The sequence below is a fragment of the Burkholderia sp. 9775_39 genome, assembly GCF_015712225.1.
Lineage (GTDB): Bacteria > Pseudomonadota > Gammaproteobacteria > Burkholderiales > Burkholderiaceae > Burkholderia > Burkholderia cenocepacia.
Genome location: NZ_JACCQC010000028.1, coordinates 44,193 through 61,349, shown reverse-complemented (window position 1 = coordinate 61,349; position 17,157 = coordinate 44,193). Strand labels below are relative to the sequence as shown.

Genomic DNA, 17,157 nt, shown 5'->3' with positions numbered 1-17,157 from the left:
TTACGGCGGGAGGCGCGCCGCGGCCGGACCGCCGCCGGGTGGCGGCCGGCAGCCCGGGCACGGTCGAAAAACGGCCGCCGGACGCGATCGGGCCGTCAGCCGGCCCGATCACGCGCGCAGTTTGCCATACAATGCGCACCATCATGCACGACCGACGCCTCCATTTTCTCGTTCCGTTCGCGCTGCCGTCGGCGGCCGATGCGGCCTCGTCCCTGCACACGCTGGACAGCCCCGCGCTCCAGAAGTTGCTCGCCCGCGCGAGCCTCGTCGAGCGCGTGGCCGGCGAGGACTTCCAGCGCACGCTGCCGCACGAGCGCTGGCTGGCGAGCCGGTTCGGCGCCACCCACGGCAACGCCGCGGACGAAGCGCCGCTCGCGCCCTACATGCTGCTGGCCGATGGCGGCGATCCCGGCACGCACGCATGGGCGTGCGTCGAGCCCGTGCACGTCGAAATCGCGCACGATCACCTGGTGCTCGTCGATCCGGCGGCCCTCGCGCTCGACGACGGCGACGCGGCCGCGCTGCTCGCGGTCGCGCGGCCGCTGATCGAGGAGCTCGGCGTGCGGCTCGAAGCGCCGAACCCGGCGCGCTGGTATCTGTCGAGCGACCAGCTCGCGCGCCTCGCCGGCGCCGCGCCGCTGCGCGCCAGCGGCCGCAACATCGAGATCTGGCTGCCGCACGAGGCGCATACGGGCGAGCGCTCGCGGATGTGGATGAAACTGCAGAACGAAGTGCAGATGGCGTGGTTCCAGCATCCGGTCAACGAAGCCCGCGAGGCGCGTGGGCTGCCGGCCGTCAATTCGATCTGGTTCCATGCGCAAGGCACGCTGAAGCCGGTCGGCAAGCCGTTCGCGCGCGTGCTGTCCGCGTCGCCCGCCGCGCTCGGCCTCGCACGCGCCGCGCAAACCGAAGCCGCCCGCCCGCCCGCGACGTTCGGCGCGCTGCCGGCCACTGATGGCGCGACGCTCGTCGAGCTGCCGGCGCTGACCACCCCGTTCATCGAGCAGGACTGGGCGCGCTGGCACGACGGGCTCGCCGCGCTCGAGCGCGACTGGTTCGCGCCGGCGCTCGCCGCGCTGCAGAACGGCGAGCTGGCGGCCGTCGATGTCACGCTGTGCGGCGACACGAGCTCCGTGACGCTGCACGCGACGCGCGGCGACCTGCGCAAGTTCTGGCGCCGCCGCGCGCTCGCCTCCCTGTTCGAATAACCAGCAGACCCCGAATGACCCGGATCGTTACCCGCCCCGTCGCGCCCGCCGACGCCGAAGCGCTTGCGCGCCACGGTCTGCACCCCGTCCTCGCGCGCCTGTACGCGTCGCGCGGCGTGCAGTCGCCCGTCGACATCGAGACCGCGCTCGCGCGCCTCGTTCCGCCCACCGAGCTGAAAGGCTGCGCCGATGCGGCGGTGCTGCTCGCCGACGCGATCGCCGACAAGCGGCGCCTGCTGGTCGTCGCCGACTACGACTGCGACGGCGCGACCGCCTGCGCGGTCGCGGTGCGCGGCCTGCGGATGTTCGGCGCGCAGATCGACTACCTGGTGCCGAACCGCTTCGAATACGGCTACGGCCTCACGCCCGAGATCGTCGAACTCGCGGCCGCGCGCCAACCCGACCTGCTGATCACCGTCGACAACGGGATCGCGAGCGTCGCCGGCGTCGAAGCCGCGAACGCGCGCGGCATCGACGTGCTCGTGACCGACCACCACCTGCCGGGCGACGCGCTGCCCGCCGCGCGCGCGATCGTCAACCCGAATCAGCCCGGCTGCGCGTTCCCGAGCAAGCACCTCGCCGGCGTCGGCGTAATGTTCTACGTGCTGCTCGCGCTGCGCGCCGAGCTGCGCCGCCGCGGCGCGTTCACGAGCAAGGAAGCCGAGCCGCGCCTCGACGGCCTGCTCGACCTCGTCGCGCTCGGCACCGTCGCCGACGTCGTGCGGCTCGACGGCAACAACCGCGTGCTGGTCGCGCAGGGGCTGCAGCGCATCCGCAACGGCCGCATGCAGCCGGGCATCGCCGCGCTGTTCCGCGCCGCCGGGCGCGAAGCGCGCACCGCGTCGGGCTTCGACCTCGGCTTCGGCCTCGGCCCGCGCCTGAACGCCGCCGGTCGGCTGTCCGACATGTCGCTCGGCATCGAATGCCTGATCACCGACGACATCGGCCGCGCGTGGGATCTCGCGCAACAGCTCGACGTGATGAACCGCGAGCGCCGCGAAATCGAGGCCGGCATGCAGCAGCAGGCGCTCGCCGATCTCGCCGACGTCGATCCGGCCGACGCATGCACGATCACGCTGTTCAATCCCGCGTGGCACCAGGGCGTGATCGGCATCGTCGCCGGCCGGCTCAAGGAGAAATTCCACCGCCCGTCGTTCACGTTCGCGCACGCCGACGACGAAGGCCGGCGGGTCAAGGGGTCGGGACGGTCGATCGCCGGCTTCCACCTGCGCGACGCGCTCGACCTCGTGTCAAAACGCGAACCGGACCTGATCGTCGCGTTCGGCGGCCACGCGATGGCGGCCGGCCTCACGCTCGACACCGACAACGTGCCGCGCTTCGCGGCCGCGTTCGAGGCCGTCGCGCGCGAATGGCTGTCCGACGACGCGCTCGCCCGCGTGATCGAGACCGACGGCGAACTCGAGGACGCGTACTTCACGCCGCAGTTCGTCGGCCTGCTCGACGAAGCCGTGTGGGGGCAAGGGTTTCCGGCCCCGCTTTTCTCGGGCGAATTCGACGTCGTGTCGCAGTCGCTCGTGAAGGAAAAGCACCTGAAGCTGCAGCTGGCGCGCGGCCGTCAGCGCTTCAACGCGATCTGGTTCAACCACACCGAGCCGCTGCCGGCGAGCGCGCTGGTCGCGTACCGGCTCGTCGCCGATACGTGGAACGGCGTCACGCGCGTGCAACTGATCGTCGAACACGCGGCCGGCTGAGCGGGCCGACCGTCCCGCACCGCGCCGCCGCACGCGTGCGCGCCGCGCCGGACGGGGCCGTCGACACGCGTGCGAGCACCGTTTGCGTCACCGGGCAACCCCGCCGATCGGCTATAATTCCGCTTTTTTACGAAGCCGGAACAGCGAACGATCATGGAAGCGGAACGTCTCAACGCGATCGAAAGCTCCCTGCTCGACCTGCGCAATCGCGCGGGCGAGCTTCGGGGGTATCTTTGACTACGACGCCAAAGCTGCGCGTCTGACCGAAGTCAACAAGGAACTCGAAGACCCGAACGTCTGGAACGATTCGAAGAACGCCCAGGCGCTCGGCCGCGAGAAGAAGCTGCTCGAAGGCGTCGTCACGACACTCACCGCGCTCGATAGCGACCTGCGCGACGCGCTCGACCTGTTCGAGCTGGCGCGCGAGGAAGGCGACGAGGACACGCTTCTCGCGTCGGAAGAAGACGCCGCGAAGCTCGAAGCACGCGTCGGCGACATCGAGTTCCGCCGGATGTTCTCGAACCCGGCCGATCCGAACAACTGCTTCATCGATATCCAGGCCGGCGCCGGCGGCACCGAGGCATGCGACTGGGCGTCGATGCTGCTGCGCCAGTACCTGCGCTACTGCGAGCGCAAGGGCTTCAAGGCCGAAGTGCTCGAAGAGTCCGACGGCGACGTCGCCGGCATCAAGAACGCGACGGTCAAGGTCACGGGCGAATACGCATACGGCTTCCTGCGCACCGAAACGGGCATCCACCGCCTCGTGCGCAAGTCGCCGTTCGACTCGTCGGGCGGTCGCCACACGTCGTTCTCGTCGGTGTTCGTCTATCCGGAAATCGACGACTCGATCGAAGTCGAGATCAACCCGGCCGACCTGCGCATCGACACGTACCGCGCGTCGGGCGCGGGCGGCCAGCACATCAACAAGACCGACTCCGCGGTGCGGATCACGCACATGCCGACCGGCATCGTCGTGCAGTGCCAGAACGACCGCTCGCAGCACCGCAACCGCGCCGAAGCGATGGCGATGCTGAAATCGCGCCTGTACGAAGTCGAAATGCGCAAGCGCCAGGCCGAGCAGGACAAGCTCGAATCGAGCAAGACCGATGTGGGCTGGGGCCACCAGATCCGCTCGTACGTGCTCGACCAGAGCCGCGTGAAGGACCTGCGCACGAACGTCGAAATGAGCAACACGCGGGCGGTGCTCGACGGCGATCTCGACGACTTCATCAGCGCAAGCCTCAAACAGGGCGTGTAAGCGCCGCGGCGCGGCCGGCCCGCGCCGCCCTTTCCGTTTGCGTTGCCGCACCCCACTCCGAATTCCGACCATCATGACCGAACCGACCCAAACGCAGCCCGCCGTCACGGCGGACGAAAACCAGATCATCGCCGAGCGCCGCGAGAAGCTGCGCGCGTTGCGCGAGCAAGGCGTCGCCTACCCGAACGACTTCCGCCCCGAGCACCACGCAGCCGACCTGCAGGCGAAATTCGCCGATTCGGACAAGGCCGCGCTCGAAGCGAACCCGGTCGAGGTGTCGGTCGCCGGCCGCATGATGCTCAAGCGCGTGATGGGCAAGGCGAGCTTCGCGACGGTGCAGGACGGCTCGGGCCAGATCCAGTTCTTCGTGACGCCGAACGACGTCGGCGCCGAGACCTACGACGCGTTCAAGAAGTGGGACCTCGGCGACATCGTCGCCGCGCGCGGCGTGCTGTTCCGCACCAACAAGGGCGAGCTGTCGGTCCAGTGCAAGGAGCTGCGCCTGCTGTCGAAGGCGCTGCGGCCGCTGCCGGACAAGTTCCACGGCCTGTCCGACCAGGAAATGCGCTATCGCCAGCGCTACGTCGACCTGATCGTCACGCCGGAAACGCGCGACACGTTCCGCGCCCGCACGAAGACGATCGCGTCGATCCGCAAGTTCATGGACAACGCCGACTTCATGGAAGTCGAGACGCCGATGCTGCACCCGATCCCGGGCGGCGCGGCCGCGAAGCCGTTCGTCACGCATCACAATGCGCTCGACATGCAGATGTTCCTGCGTATCGCGCCGGAGCTGTACCTGAAGCGCCTGATCGTCGGCGGCTTCGAGCGAGTGTTCGAGATCAACCGCAATTTCCGGAATGAAGGCGTGTCGCCGCGTCACAACCCGGAATTCACGATGATGGAGTTCTACGCCGCGTACACCGACTACCGCTGGCTGATGGACTTCACCGAGCAACTGATCCGCCAGGCGGCGATCGATGCGCTCGGCACCGCGACGATCCAGTACCAGGGCCGCGAGCTCGACCTCGCGAAGCCGTTCCATCGCCTGACGATCACGCAGGCGATCCAGAAGTACGCACCGGACTACACCGACGGCCAGCTGTCGGACGACGCGTTCCTGCGCACCGAGCTGAAGCGCTTCGGCGTCGACGTGTCGCAGCCGGCGTTCCTGAACGCCGGCATCGGCGCGCTGCAACTCGCGCTGTTCGAGGAAACGGCCGAAGCGCAGCTGTGGGAACCGACGTTCATCATCGACTACCCGGTCGAGGTGTCGCCGCTCGCACGCGCATCGGATACGGTGCCGGGCATCACCGAGCGTTTCGAGCTGTTCATGACCGGCCGCGAGATCGCGAACGGCTTCTCGGAGCTGAACGATCCGGAAGACCAGGCCGCGCGCTTCAAGAAGCAGGTCGAGCAGAAGGATGCGGGCGACGAGGAAGCGATGTTCTTCGACGCCGACTACATCCGCGCGCTCGAATACGGGATGCCCCCGACCGGCGGCTGCGGGATCGGCATCGACCGTCTCGTGATGCTGCTGACCGACAGCCCGACGATCCGCGACGTGCTGCTGTTCCCGCATCTGCGCCGCGAAGACTGACGGCCGCGACCGCGTGTGCGCCGCGCCCCGTGGCGCGCACGCGTCGGCTTTGTAACGACGCGTAAATCCCGCCAGCCGGCGTCTGTCGGCCCTCGATCATTCCCCGTTTTATTCCCTCGTCGCGACGCGCTTCTCCGGGTTTTCCCGGAAACGGCCGCCAATGCCCCGCTGCAATTCGTTACACCTTGATACGGCGCGCCGTCTGGCGGTGGACGACACTCCTTTTGCGTCACCACGCATGACCACGGGACCAGAACGAGGCGCAGGAACGCCAAGTCTGCTCGCTCCCGAGCGTGGGATCCTGCTCCGGCGCAGCGCGCCGATCCGGATCGACCTTGGAGAAGAAAATGGACAACCAGACTCAGACCACGCCGCAAAAGCAACGCCTCCACCCGCTCATCGCCACCGCGGCGGGCGCCGTCATCGTCGCCAGCCTCGCGGCGACGGCAGCGATCACGGGCGTCTTCCCGAAAGCCACCAGCAGCAACGAACAGAACGGCCAGACCCAGGCTGCGCTGATCGCGTCGCAGCCGGCCGTCGATACGGCCGCGGCCGCCAGCGCCGCGCTGGCCGCGCAAGCGCAGCGGCAGGCCGCGGAACAGGCCGCCGCGCAGCAGAAGGCCGCCGTCGCGCAGGCCGAGCCGAAGCCCGCGCCGCGCCCGGCTGCGCCGCACCGCCGTCACACGACCGCCCCGCAACCGCCGCAATACGCGCAGCAGCCGTCGGCGCCTGCGCAAACCTACTGCCAGAGTTGCGGCACGGTCGTGTCGATCACGCAGATGCGCACGCCGGGCCAGAGCTCGGGGATCGGCGCCGTGGGCGGCGCGGCGGCCGGCGGCCTGCTCGGCAACCAGTTCGGCCACGGCAACGGCCGCACCGCGATGACGATCATCGGCGCGCTGGGCGGCGGCCTCGCCGGCAACCAGGTCGAGAAGCAGGTTCGCGCGGAAACCGACTATCAGGTGCAAGTGCAGATGGAAAGCGGCGCGACCCGCACGTTCACGTACCGCAACCCGCCGCCGTTCGGCCAAGGTCAGCGCGTGCGGATCGAGAACGGCACGCTGGTCGGCGCTTGAAGCGGATCATGTAGTGCCAGCGCCCCTGCCCGCTTGTCGTGTGCGGGCTCGCCGAAAACGCAAACGGCTCGTGAGCAAACGCTCACGAGCCGTTTTTCATGGGCGCGGCGTAACCGTTGCCGCGCACCCGCTGGCCGGTCGGTCAGTCCTCGTCGTCGAAATCCGATTCGTCGATCCAGTGTGCCTGGATCGCCTCGAGGATCTTCTCGCCCGAGTGCGTCGGATCGTCGTCGAAGCCGTCGAGCTCGAGCACCCACTGGCGCAGGTCGACGAAGTTGATCCGCTGCGGGTCGATGTCGGGGTGCTTGTCCGCCAGCGCAATGGCTATTTCACGCGAATCGGTCCATTTCATCGCCTGCCTCCGGTTTCGGTCAGTGGTTTTCCTTCGCGTGGTTGATCGAGTACTTCGGGATCTCGACCACCAGGTCCGAATCTTCCTTCACGATCGCCTGGCACGACAGGCGCGACGTCGGCTCGAGGCCCCACGCCTTGTCCAGCAGATCGTCCTCGTCCTCCTCGGACGGCGTCAGATCGTTGAAGCCCTCGCGGATCACCACGTGGCACGTCGTGCATGCGCACGACTTCTCGCATGCATGCTCGATCTCGATCCCGTGATCGAGCAGGTTGTCGCAGATACTCTTGCCGGGCGTCGCGTCGATCACTGCGCCATCCGGGCACAGTTCGACGTGAGGCAGCACCACCAGTTGAGGCATGTCCGTTCCGTCAGTCAGGGTGCGGCGCGACGCGCCGCACGGTTCATCATCGCGCAGGCCGTTGCCGGCCGATGCGCGGTTCGTGGATTCAGATCTCGTCGAGCCGGCGGCCCGACAGCGCGCGCTTGATGCTCTTGTCCATCCGGCGCGCCGCGAATTCGTCGGTGCCGTCGGCCAGCGCCTTGGTCGCCGCTTCGATCGCATTCGTATCGTCGCCCTGCGCGACCGCGCGCAAGGCATCGGCCAGCGCGTCGACCTGCGCGCGCTCGTCGGCATCGAGCAGTTCGCCGTCGGCCGCCAGCGCGGCCTGCGTCGCCTCGAGCATCCGCTGGGCCTCGACCTGCGCTTCGCGCAGCGCGCGGGCGCGCATGTCGATTTCAGCGGTCTTGAAGCTGTCTTCCAGCATCTTCGCGATGTCGTTATCGGCGAGGCCGTACGACGGCTTCACGACGACCGATGCCTCGACGCCCGACTGCTGCTCGCGTGCAAATACCGACAACAGGCCGTCCGCGTCGACCTGATAGGTCACGCGAATGCGCGCGGCGCCCGCCGTCATCGGCGGAATGCCGCGCAGCTCGAAGCGCGCGAGCGACCGGCAGTCGGCCACGAGCTCGCGCTCGCCCTGCACGACGTGGATCGCCATCGCGGTCTGGCCGTCCTTGAAGGTCGTGAATTCCTGCGCACGCGCGATCGGAATCGTCGAGTTGCGCGGAATGATCTTCTCGACGAGGCCGCCCATCGTCTCGACCCCGAGCGACAGCGGAATCACGTCGAGCAGCAACCAGTCGTCGCCGGTGCCGCGATTGCCCGCGAGCAGATCGGCCTGGATCGCCGCGCCGAGCGCGACGACCTGGTCCGGATCGAGGTTCACGAGCGGCGGCTGGCCGAAATACTTCGCGACCGCGTCGCGGATCACCGGCATGCGCGTCGCGCCGCCGACGAGCACGACGCCCTTGATGTCGGCCGGCGTGACCTGAGCATCGCGCAGCGCCTTGCGGGTCGGCGTGAGCGTGCGCTGCACGAGCGGCTCGACGAGCGATGCGAACGTGTCGTGCGAAATCGTCTGCGCCAGGTGCGCGCCACTCGACAGCGTTACGTCGAGCGCCGCTTCGGGCGCCGACGACAGCGCTTCCTTCAGCACGCGCACGCGATCGAGCAGCAGGCGCACGTCTTCGGGCGCGAGCGTCTTCGCGTCGATACCGGCCTGCGCGAGCACATGGTCGAACAGCGCGTGGTCGAAATCGTCGCCGCCGAGCGCGGAATCGCCGCCCGCGGCCAGCACCTCGAACACGCCCTTCGTCAGCTTCAGGATCGACAGGTCGAACGTGCCGCCGCCGAGATCGTACACCGCGTAAAGACCTTCGGCCGCGTTGTCGAGACCGTAGGCGATCGCCGCGGCAGTCGGTTCGTTCAGCAGGCGCAGCACGTTGAGGCCCGCGAGACGCGCGGCATCCTTGGTCGCCTGGCGCTGCGCATCGTCGAAATACGCGGGCACCGTGATCACCGCACCGACCAGCTCGTCGCCGAGCGTGTCTTCCGCGCGATAACGCAGCGTCGCGAGAATCTCGGCCGACACCTCCACCGGGCTCTTCACACCGTCGATCGTGCGGATCTGCACCATGCCCGGCGCATCGACGAATTCGTACGGCGCGTTCGCCGCGCCTTCGACCTCGGCCTTGCCGCGGCCCATGAAGCGCTTGACCGACACGATCGTGTTGCGCGGATCGGTCGCGGCTTGCTCCTTCGCTTCGTGGCCGATGCGGCGGCCGCCCTTCTCGAGATAACGGACCACCGACGGCAGCAGCACGCGGCCTGCTTCGTCCGGCAGTACTTCAGGCACGCTGTTGCGCACGGCGGCGACGAGCGAGTTCGTCGTGCCGAGATCGATCCCGACGGCGAGTCGCCGCTGGTGCGGCGCCGGCGCCATGCCCGGTTCGGAAATTTGCAGTAAAGCCATCTTGGTTCGTTCGGGCGCTCGGCCCGTTTGCTGCGCGTGCCGCAAGGCACGCGGTTAAGTTTCGAGGCGCTCGATCTGCGCGCCCACTTCCGACGCGACCCGTTCGATGAACATCAGCTGACGCACGGCTTCCGCGGCGGCCTGGTCGGCGCCGCTGTCGAGCAGCGTGCCGAGGCGCTCGACGCGCACGCGCTTCTCGTCGCGCAACTCGGCGAGCAACGCATCGAGCGCGTCGACGTTGCGGGCGGCCGCGGCATCCTCGATGCCCTCGCGCCACTCCATCTGCTGCATCAGGAACGCAGGCTCCATCGCCGTGTTGTTTTCCGCGCCGATGTCGACGCCGCGCAGCGACAGCAGATAGGACGCGCGCTTCAGCGGATCGCGCAGCGTGCGGTACGCCTCGTTCGCGCGGGTGGCCCATTGCATCGCGATACGCTTTTGCGCGTCGCCGGCCGCCGCGAAGCGGTCCGGATGCACCTGCGTCTGCACCGTCCGGTAGGCGGCGTCGAGCGCCGTCTCGTCGAGCGCGAATTGCGCCGGCAGGTGAAACAGGTCGAAATGGCTGTCTTTCAGCGAAACCATCGTCGCGTTCAATTCCGGTTCGTCGCGCGGCAAACGCCGCACATTAAAAAGGCGGCCCGTGCCGCCTCTTGCCCGCATCGCGCGGAGCGCGCCGCGTCACACGCGGAACGATTCCCCGCACCCGCACTCGTCCTTCACGTTCGGGTTGTTGAACTTGAACCCTTCGTTCAGGCCTTCGCGGGCGAAGTCGAGCTCGGTGCCGTCGATATAGGCGAGGCTCTTCGGGTCAACGATGACCTTCACGCCATGGCTCTCGAACACCTGATCCTCGGGCGCCAGCTCGTCGACATACTCGAGCTTGTACGCGAGTCCCGAGCACCCGGTCGTGCGAACGCCGAGCCGCAGGCCCATACCCTTGCCGCGACGGACGAGGTATTTCTGCACGTGCTGTGCTGCTTTTTCGGTCAGTGTAATTGCCATGATGTCCTTGCCGCGGCGCCCCACCCGGAGGCACCGCGTTTCCTTCCCTAGCCGCTCGATGCCGCTCAGGCTGCTGCCTGATCGCCTTCCTTGGTGTCGTGGCGCTTCTTGTAGTCGGCCACGGCTGCCTTGATCGCGTCTTCCGCGAGGATCGAGCAGTGAATCTTCACCGGCGGCAGCGCGAGTTCCTCGGCGATCTGCGTGTTCTTGATCGACAGTGCCTCGTCGAGCGTCTTGCCCTTCACCCATTCGGTGACGAGCGAGCTCGATGCGATCGCCGAACCGCAACCGTAGGTCTTGAACTTCGCGTCTTCGATCACGCCGTCCGCGCCGACGCGGATCTGCAGCTTCATCACGTCGCCGCAAGCCGGCGCGCCGACCATGCCCGTGCCGACCGTGTCGTCGTCCTTCGCGAACGAACCGACGTTGCGCGGGTTTTCGTAGTGATCCAGAACCTTGTTGCTGTAAGACATGACTCAGACTCCTTGACTCGTTACGTCTGCGTGCGTCAATCCGCCCGCGGTTGCATTCAATGCGGTATCAGTGTGCGGCCCATTCGATCGTCGACAGATCGATGCCTTCCTGGTGCATTTCCCAGAGCGGCGACAGTTCGCGCAGCTTCGCGATCTTGCTGTTCAGCAGATCGATCACGAAGTCGACTTCCTGCTCCGTCGTGAAGCGGCCGACCGTGAAGCGGATCGAGCTGTGCGCGAGTTCGTCGTTGCGGCCGAGCGCCCGCAGCACGTACGACGGCTCCAGCGACGCCGACGTGCACGCGGAGCCCGACGACACCGCGACGTCCTTGATCGCCATGATCAGCGACTCGCCTTCGACGAAGTTGAAGCTGATGTTCAGGTTGTGCGGGACACGGTGATCCATGTCGCCGTTCACGTAGGTTTCCTCGATCTGCGACAGGCCGCGCAGCAGCTTGTCGCGCAGCATGCGGATGCGCTCGTTCTCGGTCGCCATTTCCTCGCGGGCGATACGGAACGCTTCGCCCATGCCGACGATCTGGTGCGTCGGCAGCGTGCCCGAACGCATGCCGCGTTCGTGGCCGCCGCCGTGCATCTGCGCCTCGATGCGCACGCGCGGCTTGCGGCGCACGTACAGCGCACCGATGCCCTTCGGGCCGTAGGTCTTGTGGGCCGAGAACGACATCAGGTCGACCTTCAGCTTCGCGAGATCGATCGCAACCTTGCCGGTCGACTGCGCGGCATCAACGTGGAACACGATGCCCTTCTCGCGGCAGATCTCGCCGATCGTCTCGATGTCCTGGATCACGCCGATCTCGTTGTTCACGTGCATCACCGACACGAGGATCGTGTCCGGGCGCAGCGCGGCCTTGAACACGTCGAGATCGATCAGGCCGTCATCCTTCACGTCGAGGTAGGTGACTTCGAAACCGTCGCGCTCGAGCTCGCGGCACGTATCGAGCACGGCCTTGTGCTCGGTCTTCACCGTGATGATGTGCTTGCCCTTGCCCTTGTAGAAGTTCGCGGCGCCCTTGATCGCGAGGTTGTCCGACTCGGTGGCGCCGGACGTCCAGATGATCTCGCGCGGATCCGCGTTCACGAGCGCGGCCACTTGCTCGCGTGCTTCCTCGACCGCACGCTCCGCGTCCCAGCCATAGGCGTGGCTGCGCGACGCCGGGTTGCCGAACTGCTCGCGCAGGTACGGCACCATCTTGTCGACCACGCGCGGATCGACCGGCGTCGTCGCGCTGTAATCCATATAGATGGGCAGGTGGAGAGTCTCTTGGGTCATCTGTCGCTCCGGGTATTCTGTGCAGGGACTATGTGCGTTATGGGGTATGGCGGGCGCCTTCGCGCTCACGAACTCGCGATGTTGAACACCGAATTGGGGCCGAGCGGCATCGTGCGCGCGGGCTCGGCCGGTGCGGCGACGGGCTCGGGCGCGCGACGATCGCGCAGCACCGCGGGGGCGCCCTCGCGTGCGCGCTGCTGATCGACGAGATCCTGCAGCGACACCGAATCGAGGTATTCGACCATCTTCTGGTTCAGCGTCGACCACAGCTCGTGCGTCATGCAATGGCCGTCGGGCTGCTTCGAGCCGTCGCACGTGCCTTTGCCGCCGCACTGCGTGGCGTCGAGCGGTTCATCGACCGCGATGATGATGTCGGCAACGGTGACGTCCTGCGCGCGACGCGCGAGGTTGTAGCCGCCGCCCGGGCCGCGCACGGATTCGACGATTTCATGCCTGCGCAGCTTGCCGAACAGCTGTTCGAGATACGAGAGCGAAATCCGCTGGCGCTGGCTGATGCCTGCAAGCGTCACCGGGCCCTGCTCCTGGCGCAGTGCCAAGTCAATCATCGCCGTGACGGCGAAACGGCCTTTGGTGGTGAGTCTCATGGTGTCTAGGGGACTGCAATCTTGACGATTTTGGTCAAGTATAAATATTTGACGTTTTTAGTCAAGTATCCATGTCTTTGAAAGGGTATTCGCAGACCGCTGAATACCGTGCGATCAGCGCGCCGTGCGGGCCCGGAGCGTCTCCAGCAGGCCCGCGCACGCGCGCTCGACCTGGTCGAGCACCTGTTCGAAGCCCTGCGCACCGCCGAAATACGGATCGGCCACTTCGGTTTCGGTCGCGCCCGGCGCGAACTCCATCAGCAGACGCACCTTGTCGCGATGCTGCGGCGGGCAACGGCGGCGCAGTTCGGCGAGATTCGCCTCGTCCATCGCGAGCAGCAGGTCGAACCGCTCGAAATCCGCCGCGCTCACCTGCCGCGCGCGCAGCGCCGACAGATCGTAGCCGCGGCTCCGGGCGGCCGCCTGCGCGCGCGTATCGGGCGGCTCGCCCACGTGCCAGTCGCCGGTGCCGGCCGAATCGATCGCGATCCGGTCGGCCAGCGCGGCCGCGTCGACCTGGTGGCGCATCACCCCTTCCGCGGTGGGCGAACGGCAGATGTTGCCGAGACAGACGAAACAGATCGCAACGCGGGTCATCGCACTATCGGAAAGCCGCGGCGGACCGCGTGGGAGAAGAATACGCCATTATACAAAGGCGACCGGAATCGCGCCGCCGCGCCAAGCGACGGCGCCATGCCTTACAGCGCCTTCGGCGCAGCGAGCGCAATCTCGCCGGATGCCGCCGGCAGCGGCGTCGCCGCGTCGCCGACCAGCCCGAACGACACCGCGCGCGCCAGTTCGGCGGACGCCTGGTGAACCGCGAGCGGGCCGCGCGACGGCGCACCGGCCGTCGCATGCAGATAGGCAACCGCTGCCAGCGGGACCACGATTGCCAGCGGCCAGTACATCGATATTGTCTTTTTCATGATGCGGACCTCGTTGACCTCGTACCCCGAAACCCAATTCCGGGGACTACAGACGAGATTCTATAGACCGCATCTATCGAGATAAATATACAAATAGCGAACGCACTGTTGCTGCCCGCTGAACAGTGTCAGCCGAGGTGACTTTGCGACGCCGCGTACAGCTCGCGGAACGTGCGCCCGGTCGGCGTCGGCATGTCGCGCGTGTCCATCCAGCCGCCCATCATCGGCAGGCGCCGCAACGTGCCGCCGTTGCCGCCCAGCCGTTCGAGGATGCGCACGGCGAGCTTGGTCGTCAGCGCATACAGCATCGGCCGCCGGGCGAAGAAACCCCACGCGGCGAGCGCCGCCCGCTCGCGCCACGGCCGCAGATGGCGCTCGACCTGCTTCTCGCGCAGCGTGCGCAGCAGGTGCGACAACGGAATCCCGGCCGGACAGACGCTGTCGCATTCGCCGCACAGCGTCGCGGCCTGCGGCAGGTCGAGCGTGCGGTCGAGCCCGACGTAGCTCGGCGTCAGCACCGAGCCCATCGGCCCCGGATAGACCCAGCCGTACGCGTGACCGCCGACTTTCTGGTACACCGGGCAATGGTTCATGCACGCGCCGCAGCGGATGCAGCGCAGCATCTCCTGGAATTCGCCGCCGATCAGGCCGGTGCGGCCGCCGTCGACGAGCACCACGTAGCTGTGCTCGGGGCCGTCCTCGTCGCCCGGCCCGCGCGGCCCGGTCAGCAGCGAGAAGTAGTTCGACGTCTTCTGCCCGGTCGCGGAGCGCGGCAGCAGCCGCATCGCGGTCGCGAGATCCTCGAGCGTCGGCAGCACCTTCTCGATGCCCGTCACCGCGACATGCACGCGCGGCATGACCGTGCACATGCCCTCGTTCCCTTCGTTCGTCACGATCGCGACCGAGCCCGTCTCCGCGATCACGAAATTGCCGCCCGTCACGCCCATGTCGGCCGACATGAAATGCGGGCGCAGCACCTCGCGCGCCTCGCGCGTCATGTCCGGAATCTCGGTGAGCCGCTCACGCCGGTGCGTGCGCGCGAACAGGTCGGCGATCTCGTCCTTGTCCTTGTGCACGACGGGCGCAATGATGTGGCTCGGCGGCTCGTTGTCGTTGATCTGCAGGATGTATTCGCCGAGGTCCGTCTCGATCGACTGCACGCCCATCTCCGCGAGCACCGCGTTCAGGCGCATTTCCTCGGACACCATCGACTTGGTCTTGATGACCTTCTTCACGTCGTGCCGGCGCGCGATGTCGGCCACGAGCCGCGCGGCGTCCGCGGTCGTCTCGGCGAACAGGACCGTCGTGCCGCGCCGCGTCGCCTCGCGCTCGAATGCCTCGAGCCACACGTCGAGATGCTCGAGCGCGCGGTTGCGGCGCGCCTTGAGCGCGGCACGCGTGGCCGGGAAGTCGATCAGGGTCATCGCGTCGGCGCGGGCGGACACGAACTTCGTCGACAGCTTCTTCAGGTTCTGCTGCAGGCGCTGGTCGGCCAGCTTCTGGCCGGCGCGCGCCTTGAAATGCATCGATTGGACTTGCATCGCGGTATCGGGGAAAAGTGAGCGGAACCGGGCGTCAGACGTCGCCCGCCAGCACCTGCGCGACGTGCAGCACGCGCGTGTCGCGGTCGCCGGTGCGGCGCAACCGCCCTTCGATGTTCAGCATGCAGCCGAGATCGCCGAGCACGACGGTGCCCGCGCCCGACGCGCGCACGTTCGCGCATTTCTCGTCCGCGATGGCCGCCGAGATGTCGCCGTACTTGACCGCGAACGTGCCGCCGAAGCCGCAACAGTGCTCGCAATCCTTCATCTCGGTCACCGCGACGCCGCGCTGCGCGAGCAGCGCGCGCGGCTGCGCCTTCACGCCGAGCTCGCGCAGGCCCGAGCATGAATCGTGATAGGTGACCGGCCCGGCGAATTCGCCCGGCGCGAGCGACACCTTCGCGACGTTCGCGAGGAAATCGGTCAGTTCGTGGACTTTCTGCTGGAATCGCGTGTAGCGCCCCATCAGTTCGGGGTCGTCGCGGAACAGGTCGCCGTAGTGCGCGCGGATCATCCCGCCGCACGAACCCGACGGCGCGACGACGTAATCGAACTGCTCGAACTCGCGCAGCGTCTTTTCCGCGAGATCGCGCGCGAGCGCACGGTCGCCCGAGTTGTAGGCCGGCTGGCCGCAGCAGGTCTGCGCGGGCGGCACGATCACCTCGTAGCCGGCGTCGCGAATCAGCTTGAGCGCCGAAAAGCCGATTTCGGGGCGCATCAGGTCGACCAGGCAGGTGACGAACAAACCGACTCGCATACGTGCTCCTTCGAGAAAACGGCTCTCATTATCCGACGTTTGGCCAGCAAGACCAACGCCGGCCCGCGCGCAAGCCCGCACTGCGCGAAACGAGGACTTCCTCGAACGGCGTTCGCTTTTTTCACAATACGAGATACAATCGTTGCAACACCGCTTGACGCGTCAACCGATTCCTCCCCCGACATGAGCCAACCCACCCCGGATTCAAAAACGTCGATCCAGGTGATCGAACGCATGATGCGGTTGCTGGACGCGCTCGCCGCGCACAGTGACCCGGTCAGCCTGAAGGAACTTGCGCAGCGCACGGAGCTGCACCCGTCGACCGCGCACCGCATCCTCAACGACATGGTGACCTGCCGCCTGGTCGACCGCTCGGATCCCGGCACCTACCGCCTCGGCATGCGGCTGCTCGAACTCGGCAATCTCGTGAAGGCGCGCCTGTCGGTGCGCGATGCGGCGCTCATGCCGATGCGCGAGTTGCACCGCCTCACCGGGCAGACCGTGAACCTGTCGGTGCGCCAGGGCGACGAGATCGTCTATATCGAGCGCGCGTACTCCGAGCGCTCGGGCATGCAGGTCGTCCGCGCGATCGGCGGCCGCGCGCCGCTGCACCTCACGTCGGTCGGCAAGCTGTTCCTCGCGGCCGACGAAACGTCGCGCGTGCGTGCCTATGCGACGCGCACGGGGCTGTCCGGCCATACGCAGAACAGCATCACCGACATCGCGAAGCTTGAGCGCGAGCTGACGATCGTCCGCCAGCAATCGTGCGCGCGCGACAACGAGGAGCTCGAGCTCGGCGTGCGCTGTATCGCGGCCGGCATCTACGACGATTCGGGCAAGCTCGTCGCGGGCCTGTCGCTGTCGGCGCCGGCCGACCGCCTGCAGGACGCGTGGCTCGGCCAGTTGAGCCGCACGGCGCTCACCATCTCGGAATCGCTCGGCTACCGGCCGGCGCCCGAGAAGGACGTGGACGGGTTGCAACGGCAGGCGTAAGCCGCGCCGTCGGCCCGGTTCCCGCTCCGGTGTGTCGCCGGACGA

18 protein-coding genes are annotated in these 17,157 nt (G+C 67.5%); 6 read left to right on the top strand and 12 right to left on the bottom strand.

What is annotated here, in order from left to right:
* The first annotated feature begins 131 nt into the window (after positions 1-131).
* The 5 genes from H0X90_RS28975 to H0X90_RS28955 all read left to right on the top strand — a co-directional run bounded on the left by H0X90_RS28975 (position 132) and on the right by H0X90_RS28955 (position 6,854).
* On the top strand, positions 132-1,208 hold the full coding sequence (locus H0X90_RS28975) for a hypothetical protein (RefSeq protein WP_043206045.1): 1,077 nt from the start codon (positions 132-134) through the stop codon (positions 1,206-1,208).
* 14 nt (positions 1,209-1,222) lie between these two features.
* Entirely contained in the window at positions 1,223-2,920 is a 1,698-nt protein-coding gene (gene recJ / locus H0X90_RS28970) for a single-stranded-DNA-specific exonuclease RecJ (protein ID WP_077188727.1), read from the top strand.
* A gap of 153 nt (positions 2,921-3,073) precedes the next feature.
* A protein-coding gene (gene prfB, locus H0X90_RS28965) for a peptide chain release factor 2 (protein ID WP_012492708.1) occupies positions 3,074-4,178 on the top strand; the annotation gives its coding sequence in 2 pieces (ribosomal slippage) (positions 3,074-3,154 and positions 3,156-4,178; 1,104 coding nt in all).
* 73 nt (positions 4,179-4,251) lie between these two features.
* On the top strand, positions 4,252-5,778 hold the full coding sequence (gene lysS, locus H0X90_RS28960; RefSeq protein WP_006485977.1) for a lysine--tRNA ligase: 1,527 nt from the start codon (positions 4,252-4,254) through the stop codon (positions 5,776-5,778).
* 347 nt (positions 5,779-6,125) lie between these two features.
* A complete protein-coding gene (locus H0X90_RS28955) occupies positions 6,126-6,854 on the top strand; it encodes a glycine zipper 2TM domain-containing protein (RefSeq protein ID WP_006498621.1) in 729 nt (242 codons plus the stop codon).
* A gap of 142 nt (positions 6,855-6,996) precedes the next feature.
* On the opposite strand, the gene iscX is transcribed toward H0X90_RS28955, so the two are convergent.
* The 12 genes from iscX to H0X90_RS28895 all read right to left on the bottom strand — a co-directional run bounded on the left by iscX (position 6,997) and on the right by H0X90_RS28895 (position 16,119).
* Positions 6,997-7,206, bottom strand: a complete 210-nt coding sequence (iscX, locus tag H0X90_RS28950) for a Fe-S cluster assembly protein IscX (protein WP_006478393.1) — start codon at positions 7,204-7,206, stop codon at positions 6,997-6,999.
* A 19-nt stretch (positions 7,207-7,225) separates the two neighbouring features.
* The gene (gene fdx / locus H0X90_RS28945) at positions 7,226-7,567 is read right to left on the bottom strand and encodes an ISC system 2Fe-2S type ferredoxin (RefSeq protein ID WP_006478392.1); all 342 of its coding nucleotides are present in this window, start codon (positions 7,565-7,567) and stop codon (positions 7,226-7,228) included.
* An 88-nt stretch (positions 7,568-7,655) separates the two neighbouring features.
* Entirely contained in the window at positions 7,656-9,524 is a 1,869-nt protein-coding gene (hscA, locus tag H0X90_RS28940; protein ID WP_077188726.1) for a Fe-S protein assembly chaperone HscA, read from the bottom strand.
* Between the two features lie 54 nt (positions 9,525-9,578).
* Positions 9,579-10,106 (bottom strand): Fe-S protein assembly co-chaperone HscB, encoded by a 528-nt coding sequence (gene hscB / locus H0X90_RS28935; protein WP_006491598.1) that lies wholly within the window; start codon positions 10,104-10,106, stop codon positions 9,579-9,581.
* A gap of 96 nt (positions 10,107-10,202) precedes the next feature.
* Positions 10,203-10,526, bottom strand: coding sequence for an iron-sulfur cluster assembly protein IscA (gene iscA / locus H0X90_RS28930; protein ID WP_012492710.1), 324 nt, complete (start codon positions 10,524-10,526; stop codon positions 10,203-10,205).
* A 65-nt stretch (positions 10,527-10,591) separates the two neighbouring features.
* Positions 10,592-10,999 carry a Fe-S cluster assembly scaffold IscU gene (iscU, locus tag H0X90_RS28925; RefSeq protein WP_006481982.1) on the bottom strand — a complete coding sequence of 136 codons (408 nt, stop codon included), beginning with the start codon at positions 10,997-10,999 and terminating at the stop codon, positions 10,592-10,594.
* Positions 11,000-11,066: 67 nt separating this feature from the next.
* Positions 11,067-12,290 (bottom strand): IscS subfamily cysteine desulfurase, encoded by a 1,224-nt coding sequence (locus H0X90_RS28920; protein WP_006481979.1) that lies wholly within the window; start codon positions 12,288-12,290, stop codon positions 11,067-11,069.
* Between the two features lie 65 nt (positions 12,291-12,355).
* The gene (gene iscR / locus H0X90_RS28915; RefSeq protein ID WP_006481969.1) at positions 12,356-12,895 is read right to left on the bottom strand and encodes a Fe-S cluster assembly transcriptional regulator IscR; all 540 of its coding nucleotides are present in this window, start codon (positions 12,893-12,895) and stop codon (positions 12,356-12,358) included.
* Between the two features lie 114 nt (positions 12,896-13,009).
* Positions 13,010-13,492, bottom strand: a complete 483-nt coding sequence (locus H0X90_RS28910; protein ID WP_006481978.1) for a low molecular weight protein-tyrosine-phosphatase — start codon at positions 13,490-13,492, stop codon at positions 13,010-13,012.
* Between the two features lie 101 nt (positions 13,493-13,593).
* Complete coding sequence (locus H0X90_RS28905) at positions 13,594-13,821, bottom strand: hypothetical protein (RefSeq protein WP_006481968.1); 228 nt, start codon at positions 13,819-13,821, stop codon at positions 13,594-13,596.
* 128 nt (positions 13,822-13,949) lie between these two features.
* Positions 13,950-15,362: a lactate utilization protein B gene (locus H0X90_RS28900; protein WP_077188725.1), complete on the bottom strand. Its 1,413-nt coding sequence runs from the start codon at positions 15,360-15,362 to the stop codon at positions 13,950-13,952.
* Between the two features lie 34 nt (positions 15,363-15,396).
* Positions 15,397-16,119, bottom strand: coding sequence for a (Fe-S)-binding protein (locus H0X90_RS28895; protein WP_006481974.1), 723 nt, complete (start codon positions 16,117-16,119; stop codon positions 15,397-15,399).
* A gap of 183 nt (positions 16,120-16,302) precedes the next feature.
* Between H0X90_RS28895 and H0X90_RS28890 the strand changes: the two genes are divergently transcribed.
* On the top strand, positions 16,303-17,112 hold the full coding sequence (locus H0X90_RS28890; RefSeq protein WP_006478384.1) for an IclR family transcriptional regulator: 810 nt from the start codon (positions 16,303-16,305) through the stop codon (positions 17,110-17,112).
* Positions 17,113-17,157: the final 45 nt, after the last annotated feature.